This is a genomic window from Leucobacter sp. WKLB1, from assembly GCF_059696215.1.
Genome location: NZ_AP046115.1, coordinates 1932712 through 1946680, shown reverse-complemented (window position 1 = coordinate 1946680; position 13969 = coordinate 1932712). Strand labels below are relative to the sequence as shown.

Here is a 13969-nt window from a genome sequence, read left to right as displayed (position 1 = left end):
ACGATGCCCGACGACCGGTCCCATCCGCCCGCTGCACCGAGTGGTGCCGTGCGTTCCGTGGACACGTTTTTCGAGGACGCCGTCGAGCTCGCGCGGCGCTTCGCGGCCACAGGACGGGCCTGGTGCTGGTTCGACGGCGAGGTCTCGGCGCCCGGAGAATCGCGAGTGTCGTACTTCGCGCTCGCGTCGGAGGTGCGACGAGCCGAACGCGGTCGCGAGTCGGCGTTTCTCGATGCTTTGCGGGCGGCTGATGCGGCACCGACCGCGGGTAGCGGAGACCGCTCGGTTCGTTGCGGTTGGGCCGGCGGTTGGGCGGTGGCGCTGGGGTACGAGTTCGGAGTGGCGTTACTCGGCATCGAGCCGCTTGCCGATTTCGGCCACCGAGTCCGTGACGATCGTCGTGCCCAGCTCGCACCCGGGTTCGCGCTTCGCTGCGATGTGGTGCTGGCCATCGACCACGATGCGCTGACCGCGCGGCTGCACGGCCCGAGCGAACACGCGATCGACGCCTGGCTTGCCGAGCACGGTGGTCTCCTCGACGCACCGGCATCCGCACCGGCAGCCTCAGCCGAATCTGGGCCTTCGGCCGAGCCGGGCGGTGCCGCGATCGCGCCCGCGGCACAGGTCTCACTGCATCCGCAGTGGCGCCGCGACGACGCGAGCTACGCAAGAGAGGTGGACGCGTGCCGCGACGCGATTCGAGCCGGTGACGCGTACGTGCTGTGCCTCACCGACACGGCGGATGCGGCGTGGGCACCGCGGGATGCGCGCAGCGCCGTCGACATCTACGCTCGGCTGCGCGCCGTCGGCACGCCGATACGCGGCGGCATCGTCGAGGCGGGAGACCGGGCGCTCGTGAGCGCGAGCCCCGAACGATTCCTCTCCGTGCGCGGCGATCGGGTGGTGACGCACCCGATCAAGGGCACACGGCGTCGCGGCGACACCGTGGCTGCCGATCTTGACCTTGCGGCGGAACTCGCGGCGGATCCGAAAGAGCGCGCTGAGAACCTGATGATCGTCGACCTGATGCGCAACGACCTGAGTCGCGTGTGCGTGCCGAGCACGGTGCGGGTCGAGCGGTTCCTCGAGGTCGAGACCCACGCGCACGTGCATCAGCTGGTGAGCACTGTCGCCGGCCGGTTCACCGAGCAAGCTGGAATCTGGGATGCGATCGCCGCGGCCTTCCCGGGCGGATCGATGACGGGCGCCCCCAAGCGGCGCGCAGTGGAGCTGCTCCAGGAACTCGAAGGCGGCCCGCGCGGGCTCTATTCGGGGTGCTTCGGATGGGTCGATCGCGGAGGCGACGCCGAGATCGCCATGACGATCCGCAGCGTCGAACTGCTGCGCTCATACCGCGATGACGGCACGGTCGCCACCGTCCGCGCGAGCCTCGGCGCGGGCGGCGGCATCACGATCGATTCGGTGCCGGAACGCGAAGTCGCCGAGAAACACCTCAAAGCGGCGGCGCTGATGGCCGCGCTCGAGCCCAAGGCGATCGCAGACTAAGCTCCGGCCGCTTCACTCTCGGCGATGCGTGCGAGGCCCTCGGTTGCAGCCGTCCACCCCGCCGTGAACCCGAGGTCTGCGTGCGTCTGGCGATCCTGCGCCGTCACGTGATGAGCGATCGACGCGAGTATTCCGCAGCGCTCGACGCGGTATCCTGGACGGAAGTGTGCGCTCGCGACGGCGGGCGATCCCGAACGAGATCGAGGTATGTGTGACCGAGCAGCAGGGCCGCGACGCCGAAGGCTACGACTTCCAGGCGATTCAAGACCGCTGGCTTCCCGTATGGGATGAGCTGAAGCCCTTCGAGGTGCCGAACGAGGGTTCGGAGAAGCCGAAGAAGTACGTGCTCGACATGTTCCCGTACCCTTCGGGCGACCTGCACATGGGCCACGCCGAGGCGTTCTGCTTCGGCGACGTGCTCGCGCGGTACTGGCGCGGGCGCGGCTACGACGTGCTGCACCCGATCGGCTGGGACTCGTTCGGGCTGCCCGCCGAGAACGCGGCGATCAAACGCGGCGTCGATCCGCGCGAGTGGACGTACGCGAACATCGCGCAGCAGAAGGCATCGTTCCGCCTGTACGCTCCGTCGTTCGACTGGAGCCGCGTGCTGCACACGAGCGATCCCGAGTACTACCGCTGGAACCAGTGGCTCTTCCTGAAGATGTACGAGAAGGGGCTCGCGTATCGCAAGGCGAGCTGGGTCAACTGGGATCCGGTAGACCAGACCGTGCTCGCGAACGAGCAGGTGCTCGCCGACGGCACGTCTGAGCGCTCGGGCGCGATGGTCGTGAAGAAGAAGCTGACGCAGTGGTACTTCCGCATCACGGATTACGCGGATCGCCTGCTCGACGACCTCGACGACCTCGAGGGCCAGTGGCCCACCAAGGTGCTGAACATGCAGCGCAACTGGATCGGCCGCTCGCGCGGGGCCGAGGTCGAGTTCGAGATCGAGGGCCGCGCCGAGAAGGTGCCCGTCTTCACGACCCGGCCCGACACCCTGCACGGAGCGACCTTCATGGTCGTGGCTCCCGACTCCGACCTCGCGGCCGAGCTCGCCGAGGGCGCGTCCGAGGAGGCGCGATCGGCCTTCCAGGAGTACCTCGCCGCGACGCAGAAGCAGACCGAGATCGAGCGCCAGAACGCCGATCGCGAGAAGACCGGCGTTTTCCTCGACCACTTCGCGGTCAACCCGGTGAACGGTGAGCGCATCCCGGTCTGGGCGTCCGACTACGTGCTCGCCGATTACGGTCACGGCGCGATCATGGCGGTGCCCGCGCACGATCAGCGCGACCTCGACTTCGCGCTGAAGTTCGAACTCCCGGTGCGCGTCGTCGTCGACGTGCGCGACGCCGAGGGCGCCGAGCTGCCCGATCCCGCCGAGAGCGGCATCGCGACGGCGGGTGAAGGCGTGCTGGTCAACTCGGGCGAGCTCGACGGCATGTCGAAGACCGAGGCGATCGCGCGCGCGATCGAGGTGCTCGAGCAGCGCGGCACGGGCCGTGCCTCGACGACGTATCGCCTGCGCGACTGGCTGATTTCGCGTCAGCGCTACTGGGGCACGCCGATCCCGATCTTGCACGGTGCCGATGGCGAGATGCGCCCGGTCGAAGCCGATGCGCTGCCGGTCGAGCTGCCCGCCTCCGAGGGTCTCGACCTGAAGCCGAAGGGCGCTTCGCCGCTCGGCGCGGCCACCGAGTGGGCAACCGTCGTCGATTCCGAGACCGGCGACACCTGGACGCGCGACCCCGACACAATGGACACCTTCGTCGACAGCTCGTGGTATTATCTCCGGTTCCTGTCGGCGACCGACAGCACGCAGGCGTTCGACCCCGAGGTCGTCAACGCCTGGGGTCCGATCGATCAGTACGCGGGTGGCGTCGAGCATGCCATTCTGCACCTGCTGTACTCGCGATTCATCACCAAGGTGCTGCACGATCTGGGCTACCTCGATTTCGATGAGCCTTTCACGTCACTGCTCAATCAGGGGATGGTGCTGCAAGACGGCGCGAAGATGTCGAAGTCGAAGGGCAACCTCGTCGAGTTTGCGAGCGAGCTGCAGGCGCACGGCGCCGACGCGCTGCGCGTGACGCTCGCGTTCGCCGGCCCGCCCGAAGACGACATCGACTGGGCCGACGTGTCGGTGCAGGGCTCTGCGAAGTTCTTGGCGCGCGCTTGGCGCATTGTTGACGACGTCGAAGCCTCGGGCGCGGCCCGCGGCGCTGACTTCGCGGCGGGCGACAAGGCACTCCGCCGTTCGACCCACCGGTTGCTCGCCGACGCCCCGGGGCTCGTCGAGGCGTACAAGTTCAACGTCGTGGTCGCGCGCCTCATGGAGCAGGTCAATGTGACGCGCAAGGCGATCGACTCGGGCGCCGGTGTTGTCGACCCGGCCGTGCGCGAGTCGGCTGAGGCGATCACCCAGATCCTGTCGCTCTTCGCACCGTACGCGTCCGAAGACATGTGGGCGAAGCTCGGGTACGAGCCGAGCGTCGCGCTCGCCGAGTGGCCGTCCGCCGACGAGTCGCTGCTCGTCGAAGACGAGGTCACCATGGTCGTGCAGGTCGACGGCAAGGTGCGGGATCGCCTGACGCTTCCCGCCTCGGTGTCTGAGGCGGAAGCCGAGGCAGCTGCCCGTGCGTCGGCCGGTGTGCAGCGCGCGATCGGCGACCGCCAGATCGTCAACGTCATCGTGCGCGTGCCGAAGATCGTGAGCATCGCGACGAAGCCCGCGGGGTAGGTCGCGGCGGCGCGGCACCGTGTTTGAGCTGTACCGCACGCGTCCACAGCGTCGCGCATGACGCCCGTGGTGGCGATCTGTTCACAGATCGCCACCACGGGCGTTTTTCATACCCGACGTCCCCATAGCGTTTCGGCATGGACGTTGAGCAAGCCGGGCGCGGTGCGGCGAGACATGAAGCGATCGAACCACATCCTGGGGGCGAGACTCAGGCAGGTTCTCTTGACACCGTGCCGGTCGATATCGCCCGCGCCTGGACATCAGAGCGTGTGCTCGAACGCGGACACTGGGCCCGAGGCGAATCCTCGGGTCTGTCGAGCGATGCTGCCCCCGGGGCCCTGGCCTGGGCACCCGCGACGCGCGTCCGAGATCGGCTGAAGCGTGCTGTCGCTCTCCCTGTGCTGGTCGGCGTGGTGGTCTTCGTCGCAGCCGTTGCCGTGGCGATTGGGTTCACGATGGCACGCGGGCACGCGGTGCCCGCTGATGCTGCGTCCCTCGACGCCGATCTCATTGCTGGGGAGAACGCCGGCGGTGGCGATACCGATGAGGATGCTCGTACCGATGGAGTGATCGAGCCAGGGGGCGGCGCCGACGCTGCCGCAACCGGCGGCACGGTGACCCTGCACGTGGTCGGTGCGGTGTCAGCCGCGGGCGTCGTCGAATTGCCTGCGGGTGCTCGGGTGTCCGATGCGATTGCTGCGGCGGGCGGCGCGACCGAAGCGGCTCAGCTCGACGCGGTGAACCTGGCGCGCACCGTCGTTGACGGCGAGCAGATCGTCGTGCCCGACACCGCGCTGGCTGCACTCTGGGCCGAAGCGGGCTCCGGCGGGCTCTCTGCGGGTCCAAGCTCGGCGGCCGCGGCGGCGGGCGCTGGCGGACCTGAATCTGCAAGCGCGAGTGCGGGCAAGATGTCGCTCAACTCGGCGACGGTCGCCGACCTTGAGACATTACCGCGGATCGGGCCCGCGCTCGCGCAGCGCATCATCGATTGGCGCGAGTCGAACGGCGGGTTCAGTTCCGTGGATGAGTTGCTCGAAGTCCCCGGGATCGGAGCGAAGACACTTGAGGGATTCAGAGATCTGGTCGCGCCATGACCCGCCGCTCCGCACCCGCAACCGATGATCCCTCAGCCGTGAGTGGCCACTCCGCACCCGCGCCCGACCCATTTGCCTCCGCGACGCGCGCGACACCGGGAAACTGGCGCCTGTTCGCCCCGGCACTCGTGATCTGGGCCGTGGTGTCCGCGTGTATCGTGCTCCCGGGTACCGGCTGCCGGCTCGCCATCGGAGCGGCACTGGCCGGCACGATCGCAATTGTCTTGACGCGCTGGGTGACTGCGCGATGTGTGCTCGCCTGCATGATCGTGCTGTGCGGCTTCGCCGTGGTGCTGGGCGCGCGGGTGGACGCGCTCGAAACGGTCCGAGCCGACCCGGGATTCCGTAGTGCGGCCGAGCGCGGTTCACCCCTCGAACTCGAGGTGACGCTGCGTGCGTTTCCGAAGCTCGGCACGGATGCCGACGGACGACGTGCCGGGTGGGTGTCCGCTGCAGCGCTGAGTCACAGCGGGGCGGTGCCGGTGGTGCTGTGGTTCGATGAACCGAACGGGGTAGAGCAGTGGGCGCCGGGTTCACGAGTTCGGGTGCAGGGCCGACTGGTGGTGCTCGAGCCCGGTTCAACGGCCGCGTACGGCGTGCGCGTGTCCGAGGCCGAGATCAGGAGTGACTCCGATGGGGCGAGTGCGGTCGATCGAACACAGGCGTTATTGCGCCGGTGGGCGACGCATCTGCGCGGGGGATTGCGCGATCTTTCGGCGGGAGTGCCAGGTGCATCGCTCGTGCCCGGGTTTGCCGTCGGCGACACGTCATTGGTCTCCGACCAATTGAACGCAGACATGCAGCAGAGTTCATTGACCCACCTCGTCGCCGTGTCCGGTGCGAATTGCGCGCTGGTCGTGTCGGCGATGGCCTCCGTCGTCGCGAGAATCGGTGTCGGGCGGCGGGGGCGAATCATCGGTTCAGCGCTCGCACTTCTTGGCTTCGTCGGTGTGGTCGGGCCCGATGCGAGCCTGCAGCGGGCAGCGGTGATGGCCGCGGTCGTGCTGGTCTCCGGGTACGGCGGAAAGCGCGCATCGGCGCTTCCCTGTCTGGCGCTCGCGATTCTCACGCTGCTGATCGCTGACCCCTGGCAGGCGCTTCAACCCGGATTCGCGCTCTCGGTCACGGCCACCGCGGGCATCCTGCTCTGGGCTCCCGGCATCTCGCGAGCGATGGGTCGAGTGTTCGCGGTGCCGCAGTGGGTGCGCCTTCCGGTTGCAGTGGCGATTGCCGCACAGTTCGCCTGCGGGCCGCTCCTGCTGCTGGTGCAAGATGGTTTCCCTGCTGCAGGCTTGGTCGCGAACGTGCTCGCCGCGCCCGCGGCACCGTGGGGCACGGGCCTCGGGTTGCTCGCCATGCTCGCAGCCCCGGTCTCGAGCTCAGCGGCGGCGGCATGCGTGTGGGGCGCGGCGATCGCGGCGCGATGGATCGAGGCGACCGCTGCAGTGACCGCTGCGCTTCCGGCCGCGCGTTGGCTCTGGCCGGGTGGATGGAGCGGCGCGCTGTTACTCGGAGCGGTCGAGGCGCTGGTACTGATCGTGTGGTGGATCCTGCGCGATCGCCCCGGTGAACGAGGTGGTAAGTCGCGAGGCTCGGGTGCGCGGGGGAGTCGCAGTACAAGCGAGGTGGGTCGAGCATCTTGCGCCGAATCTCGCTCGACACTGGCGAGCGGACCCGACCCGTGGGGCGAGGTGCGCCCGCGTCCGACGAAGATACGTGTCTGGCTCGCCGCACTCTCGGCTGCGGCTGCCGGAGTGTTCCTCGGCCCGACATTGATCGTGCCGACTGCGGATCAGATCGGCACTCCCGGAGATTGGAGCGTGGTGGCCTGCGATGTGGGGCAGGGTGACGCGCTGATACTGCGCGATCCCGGCGCACCTGACACCGTCATGCTGGTGGATACGGGCGATGACCCTGAGCTGCTGGCCGCATGCCTGGACCGTTTCGACATCGGACGTGTGGCGATCCTCGTCCTGTCCCATGACGATCGCGACCATGTCGGTGCACTCCCGTCTATCATCGATCGTGTCGAGCGCGCATTGGTCGCGCCGAACAATCGTGAGGACGGGGACGCGCGCCCGGTCGTGTCAACGCTCTCGGAGGCCGGCGTGCCGGTGACGCCCGGGGTCGCCGGCGTGCGTGGCGCACTGGGAGACCTGCGCTGGGAAGTGCTCGCGCCTGCTCCAGATATCGTCCCCGCTGATACGAACGCAGCGAGCCAGGTGCTGCGGGTTCACACCGGTGAACTCACGGTGCTCCTCCTCGGCGATACCGGGGAGATTGAGCAGCTTGCACTCGAACGGTCAGGCGCAGCGCTCGAGGCCGACGTCATGAAAGTCGCGCATCACGGCTCGTCTGACCTCGATCCGGCGCTGTTTGCGCTCGTGCACGCCGAAGTCGGGTTGATCTCGGTCGGAGCAGACAACTCGTACGGTCACCCGACGGTCTCCGCGCTCGAGGGCCTGGCGCAGGCGGGAACGCGAGCGCTGCGCACGGATCAGCTCGGGTCCATCGCACTGAGCGGCCGCGCGGGGGCGCTGCGCACCTGGGTTGAGCGGGGGAAATGACATCGGCGCTCCTCCGGTACGGACGGCCTCGCGCGCCTGAATGTCTGAGCGCGCCGGTAGGCTGGTGAGGTGGCACAGGCACGGAAAGCGGCACCCCGGGCGGGTGCTGCGAAGGCGAAGATTCAGCAGCTCGACTGGAGCGAGGCTCGACCGGCTCCCGTCGTGCTCATTTCGGGTCCCGAAGCCTTTCTTGCCGATCGCGCCGGCCAGGCGATCAAGTCTGCTCTCGTCGATGCGCACACCGACCTCGAAGTGCATGACGTGGATGCCGCTTCATACACGGCAGGGGAGCTCTTCACCATTGCCAGTCCGTCGCTCTTTGCCGAGCCCCGTCTCATCCGGGTCGACGGCGTCGAGAAGTGCTCCGACGCGTTCCTCGAAGATGCGAAGCGTTACGTGGTCGAGCCCGCAGACGACACGACGCTCGTGTTGCGGCACTCGGGCGGGCAGCGTGGAAAAGCGCTGCTCGATCTGGTGCGTGGTGGCGCGGGAGCCGGCATCGAAGTGGTCTGTCCTGAAATGAAGAAGGATCAGGACCGCCTGGCGTTCGTGCAGGCAGAGTTTCGTCGGGCCGGCGCGCAGGCGACTCCGGGTGCCGTGCGTCAGCTCGCTGCGGCGTACTCAGGCGGAATCGGTGAGCTCGCCGGAGCGATTACCCAACTCGTGTCTGACGTGGGCACGCGCATCGACGAAGATCAGGTCACCCGTGCCACCGAGGGGCGCGTGGAGACGAACGCCTTCCGCGTGGCAGACGCCGCGACAGCGGGGCGCGCTGCCGACGCGCTCGTGCTGCTGCGTCAGGCGTTCTCGACCGGCACCGATCCGATTCCGATGCTCGCGGCATTGAACATGAAGGTGCGTGCGATGGCTCGGGTGTACGGAGCCGCGGGATCCGGCGGCCAATTGGCGAAGGAGCTCGGCATGGCGCCGTGGCAGGTCGACCGCGCATTGCGCGAGGTGCGGGGGTGGCGCGAGGAGGATCTCGCGCGGGCCATCGACCTGGCCGCGGAGACCGAGTGGCTGCTGAAGGGCGGTAGCCGTGACCCCGAGTACGCGCTCGAGAAGTACTTGCTCTTCGTCGCGAAGCGCGGCCGGGTGTCGTCGCGCTGAAGCGCGGTGGCGCGCTCGAAAGGCGTCGTTCTCGCGCGTCGTGTCTTCGACTGTGGGAAACGTGCGGGCGCACGAAAGAGGGCCCCGCCGAAGCGGAGCCCTCAATACTGCTGCGCAGTGAGTTTTAGAGCGCTGCGACCTGGGCAGCGAGGCTCGACTTGCGGTTCGCAGCCTGGTTCTTGTGGATGACGCCCTTGGAGACGGCCTTGTCCAGCTTGCTGCCGGCGATCTTCAGCTTCGCCTCGGCGACGCTCTTGTCACCCGAAGCGATTGCGGTGCGGGTCGCGCGCACGACGGTGCGGAGCTCGCTCTTGTACGCACGGTTGCGCTCGGTCGCCTTGAGGTTGGTCTTGATGCGCTTGAGCTGCGACTTAATGTTTGCCACGTTGAGATGTGTCCTTTGAAATCCAGTTGACGGGTTTGATCCGCACGGTGAGAGAGGGCACCTTACGGGAGGTGTGGTTGTTGACCACACGCAAGCCAAGAGTCGAGTCTAGCAGAAGTCGGAACGTGATACCCGGTATTGCGGGTCGCGTCAGTCATGTCGGTGGTCCTTGATGGAATGGAAGCATGACTTCCGCGACTCGCGAGCAACGCGTCACCGATCCAGGGGTGGGCGTGGCGTTCAGGCGTTCTCCTGCTCGAAACCGACCAGATGTCGGCACGCGCGCGATCCGGCGCCGGCGCGTGCGATAATTGCGAACAATGTCTCCACGCAGCTTGAACCCCCCGGCACCGGCGTCGACCGACCCCGCGAAGATCCGCAACTTCTGCATCATCGCGCACATCGATCACGGCAAGTCGACGCTTGCCGACCGCATGCTGCAGGTCACCGGAACGGTGCCCGACCGTGAAATGCGGGCGCAGTACCTCGACAAGATGGATATCGAGCGCGAGCGCGGCATCACGATCAAGTCGCAGGCGGTGCGCATGCACTGGGCAACCGATGCTGGTGACTTCGCCCTCAATATGATCGACACCCCGGGTCACGTCGACTTCAGCTACGAGGTGTCGCGCTCGCTCGCCGCGTGCGAGGGCGCGATCCTGCTGGTCGACGCTGCTCAGGGCATCGAGGCGCAAACGCTCGCGAACCTCTACCTCGCGATGGAGAATGACCTCGAAATCATCCCGGTCCTGAACAAGATCGACCTCCCGGCTGCCGACCCCGAGCGCGTGTCGCGCGAGATCGCTGATCTGATCGGTGGCGATCCCGACGACATCTTGAAGGTCTCGGGCAAGACCGGCGCCGGTGTAGAGGAGCTGCTCGATCGCGTCGTTGAGCGCATCCCCGCGCCCGTCGGTGTGGCCGATGCCGCCCCGCGAGCGATGATCTTCGACTCGGTGTACGACCCGTACCGCGGTGTCGTCACCTACGTGCGCATGATCGACGGCAGGCTGACGCCGCGCGAAAAGATCCAGATGATGTCGACCGGTTACGACCACGAGGCGCTCGAGATCGGCGTGTCGGCGCCCGAGATGCGGCCGACGCAGGGGCTTGCCGTCGGCGAGGTCGGCTATCTGATCACCGGCGTGAAAGATGTGCGGCTCTCGAAGGTCGGCGACACCGTCACCGCGAAGCGCAGCCCGGCGACCGAGGCGCTGCCCGGCTACACCGACCCGAAGCCCATGGTGTTCTCGGGCCTGTATCCGCTCGACGGCTCCGACTACCCGGTGCTGCGTGAAGCGCTCGACAAGTTGAAGCTCGAAGACGCAGCGCTGCAATACGAACCCGAGACATCAGTCGCACTTGGCTTCGGCTTCCGCTGCGGCTTCCTGGGCCTGCTCCACCTTGAGATCATCTCCGAGCGCCTGCGCCGCGAGTTCGACCTCGATCTCATCGCCACCGCACCGAGCGTCGTCTACCAAGTCACCAAAGAAGACGGCACTGAAGTGACGGTGACGAACCCGTCGGAGTACCCCGACGGCAAAATCCGCAACGTGCGCGAGCCCGTCGTGAAGACCGCAATCCTGGCGCCGAAAGACTACGTCGGCGCCATCATGGAGCTCTGCCAGAGCCGCCGCGGCAGCCTGCTCGGCATGGAGTACCTGGGCGAGCGCGTGGAGCTCCGCTACAGCATTCCGCTCGGCGAGATCGTCTTCGACTTCTTTGACCACCTGAAGAGTCGCACGCAGGGCTACGCAAGCCTCGACTACGAACCGATGGGCGATCAGGAAGCCGACCTCGTGAAGGTCGACATCCTGCTGCAGGGAGACACGGTCGACGCCTTCAGCGCGATCGTGCACCGCGACAACGCCTACAGCTACGGCACGATGATGGCGGAGCGACTCCGCAAGCTCATCCCGCGCCAGCAGTTCGAGGTGCCGATTCAGGCAGCCATCGGCGCGAGAGTGATCGCTCGTGAGACGATCCGCGCGATCCGCAAGGACGTGCTCGCGAAGTGCTACGGCGGCGACATCAGCCGCAAGCGCAAACTGCTCGAGAAGCAGAAAGAGGGCAAGAAGCGTATGAAGATGGTGGGGCGCGTCGAGGTTCCCCAAGAAGCCTTCATCGCAGCGCTCTCCGGAGATGTGGAGGGCAAGGAAGGCGCCAAGCGATGAGCAAGGAGCAGCCCCCGCGCCGCAGCAGCCACGTCGAGATGCCGGTGACGTACGCCGCCGTCGGCGCGTCGAAGCAACCCGATATCGTCAAGTTTCCGCCGGAAGGCATGACGTCGTACGAGGAAGAACTGCGCCTCGGCAGCGGACAGGAGCGCTTCCTGCTCGCATCGAGCCTCCTCATGACCTGGGGCGCGCAACGCGGTTCGGGCGTGCGCGTCACCGACATCGTGCGCGGTTCGGGAGCGGAGTACGCCGGCCCGTCGTTCTCGGGTGACGGCATCCCCGAAGCCGCGGGTGAGCTCGAAGAGCACTTCGGGCCCGACGGCGAACCGTACATCGTCGCCGGAACGACAGCGACACTGCACGCAGATGGTCAAGACCCGCGAGGCATACTCGTGATCTACACCATCGATGACGATCGGTGCGTTGGTTTCGCGTGGGGTACTCGAGACGAAGAGGGAGCAGTCGGGGAGCAACGCTTCGCGATCGAATTTCGCCCCGATGACACCGTGTGGGCCGTCGCCCGCGGATTCGTCGCTGCCCCGAAGAGCGGGCTGCTGGGGCTCAAGGGGCGTGCCGACGTGCGCATCGCGCTCGACGCCGTGAAATCGCAACTCGCGAGCCTCGCCCCGGGCGCACAACCCGCACCCAACTTGGGGGCGGCAGGCGATGAGACACCTGCCGCTATCACTGTCGACGGCGATGCCGCCGACGTCGTCGATCGCGTCGAGTCGTCGCCGGGGGCTCCCGAAGTGCTCGAACCTGAGTTCGTCGAGTCAGGCGGGACTCCCGCGTCCGATGAGTCGTCTGAGTCGAGTGCGGCATCAGAGCTGATCGTGAAGGAGCAGACGACTGAGTCCGCTGAGCCCGAAGAATCTGATGAGCCGGAATCGCCGCAATCGAGCCCGGTGGCTGAACCGGTTGGGGCCTCAGACGACGACCCCTCCACATCCGAAGTGCCCGTGTCGACCACGCATCAGCGTCGGCCGAGCAGCCGTCGGTGATCCGCCGTGCCGAGCGCGCTCCCCGAGGGTGATCCGGCTCCCGAAGACGGCTCGCTTCCTGCGAGTGTCGCCATCGGGGCCGAACACCGAAACTTCGGCGTCTACGTGCACGTTCCGTACTGCCGTGTCCGCTGCGGGTACTGCGACTTCAACACCTATACCGCGAGTGAGCTCGGCGGCACGACGCGTGACGATTACGCGTCTCAAGTCGGCCAGGAGCTCGCGCTGGGCGCGTCGGTGCTCCGCGACGCGGGTCTTCCCGAACGCCCGGTTTCGACCGTGTTCTTCGGGGGTGGCACGCCGACGCTGCTGCCGGCGAGCGACCTTTCGGCCATGCTCGGCCGCATCCGCGAGGAGTGGGGGCTGGCGCCGGGAGCTGAGGTGACGACGGAAGCGAACCCCGATTCCGTTGACGCCGCGTACCTGCGCACGCTCGCCGAGGCCGGCTTCACCCGCGTGAGTTTCGGCATGCAGTCTGCAGTGCCGCACGTGCTCGCCACACTCGACCGCACCCACTCGCCCGAGCGCGTGCCGCTCGTCACCGAATGGGCTCGCGACGCGGGCCTTCAGGTGAGCGTCGACCTCATTTACGGCACACCAGGCGAAAGTCTTGCCGACTGGGAACGCTCGATCGACGCCGCACTCGAGTGCGCTCCCGATCACATTTCGGCGTATGCGTTGATCATCGAGCGCGGCACGAAACTCGCAGCGCAGATTCGTCGTGGCGAGGTGGCGGAACCCGACGAGGACTTGCACGCCGAGATGTACGAGCTCGCCGATGCGCGCTTCGCTGCCGCTGGCTTCTCGTGGTACGAGATCAGCAATTGGTCGCGCACCCCTGAGTCCCGCTCCCGGCACAATCTCTCGTACTGGACCGGCGAAGACTGGTGGGCTGCTGGGCCAGGCGCCCACAGCCACGTCGGCGGCGTGCGGTGGTGGAACGTCAAGCACCCTGGTGCCTATGCGCAGCGCATGGCGGCGGGCGTCTCCCCAGCGCACTCGCGCGAAACACTCACCGATGCGTCACGCCGTGAAGAACGCATTCTGCTCGAAACCCGGATCGCCGAGGGCTTGCCTGCCGAGGTGTTGTCGGCGGAGGAGCGTCGGGCAATCCCGCAGCTCATCGCCGACGGACTCATCGACGGGCGCGCCGCAATCGGCGGTCGGGTGATCCCGACCCTGCGCGGTCGACTGCTCGCGGATACCGTCGTGCACCGGCTGCTCGGCAGCTGACGTGCGTCGGAGCGCACACCACCGATCTCGCCGCAGGCGAACACGGAGCCGCCGCTCCGAATGCCTCCTGGTCGCCGGACTGCGGTAGGCTTAGCACTCGGAATAAGCGAGTGCCAGCGCCTGTGCGCGGGGCCCGCATCCACGATTCGGCGTCAGGAG

Annotated in this window: 9 protein-coding genes; 8 read left to right on the top strand and 1 reads right to left on the bottom strand. The window is 67.4% G+C overall.

Translation table 11 applies throughout. The annotated features are described in order from the left end of the window. Positions 1–3 precede the first annotated feature (3 nt). From ACZF5Y_RS08825 to holA, 5 genes are all read left to right on the top strand, one after another. The gene (locus ACZF5Y_RS08825; protein WP_497532267.1) at positions 4–1506 is read left to right on the top strand and encodes an anthranilate synthase component I family protein; all 1503 of its coding nucleotides are present in this window, start codon (positions 4–6) and stop codon (positions 1504–1506) included. A gap of 211 nt (positions 1507–1717) precedes the next feature. After that, positions 1718–4243, top strand: a complete 2526-nt coding sequence (gene leuS, locus ACZF5Y_RS08820) for a leucine--tRNA ligase (protein WP_497532266.1) — start codon at positions 1718–1720, stop codon at positions 4241–4243. Positions 4244–4380: 137 nt separating this feature from the next. Next, positions 4381–5337 (top strand): ComEA family DNA-binding protein, encoded by a 957-nt coding sequence (locus ACZF5Y_RS08815; protein ID WP_497532265.1) that lies wholly within the window; start codon positions 4381–4383, stop codon positions 5335–5337. Continuing rightward, positions 5334–7904: a ComEC/Rec2 family competence protein gene (locus ACZF5Y_RS08810; protein ID WP_497532264.1), complete on the top strand. Its 2571-nt coding sequence runs from the start codon at positions 5334–5336 to the stop codon at positions 7902–7904. The genes ACZF5Y_RS08815 and ACZF5Y_RS08810 overlap by 4 nt, the downstream gene beginning before the upstream one ends. A 69-nt stretch (positions 7905–7973) precedes the next feature. Further along, positions 7974–9014, top strand: coding sequence for a DNA polymerase III subunit delta (gene holA, locus ACZF5Y_RS08805; RefSeq protein ID WP_497532263.1), 1041 nt, complete (start codon positions 7974–7976; stop codon positions 9012–9014). A gap of 124 nt (positions 9015–9138) precedes the next feature. On the opposite strand, the gene rpsT is transcribed toward holA, so the two are convergent. After that, the gene (gene rpsT, locus ACZF5Y_RS08800) at positions 9139–9399 is read right to left on the bottom strand and encodes a 30S ribosomal protein S20 (protein ID WP_497532262.1); all 261 of its coding nucleotides are present in this window, start codon (positions 9397–9399) and stop codon (positions 9139–9141) included. 320 nt (positions 9400–9719) lie between these two features. Between rpsT and lepA the strand changes: the two genes are divergently transcribed. The 3 genes from lepA to hemW are packed head-to-tail and all read left to right on the top strand — an operon-like array spanning position 9720 to position 13810. After that, complete coding sequence (lepA, locus tag ACZF5Y_RS08795) at positions 9720–11573, top strand: translation elongation factor 4 (RefSeq protein ID WP_497532260.1); 1854 nt, start codon at positions 9720–9722, stop codon at positions 11571–11573. Beyond that, complete coding sequence (locus tag ACZF5Y_RS08790) at positions 11570–12577, top strand: DUF1990 domain-containing protein (RefSeq protein ID WP_497532259.1); 1008 nt, start codon at positions 11570–11572, stop codon at positions 12575–12577. The genes lepA and ACZF5Y_RS08790 overlap by 4 nt, the downstream gene beginning before the upstream one ends. A gap of 6 nt (positions 12578–12583) precedes the next feature. Further along, positions 12584–13810 carry a radical SAM family heme chaperone HemW gene (gene hemW / locus ACZF5Y_RS08785; RefSeq protein ID WP_497532257.1) on the top strand — a complete coding sequence of 409 codons (1227 nt, stop codon included), beginning with the start codon at positions 12584–12586 and terminating at the stop codon, positions 13808–13810. Positions 13811–13969 lie beyond the last annotated feature (159 nt).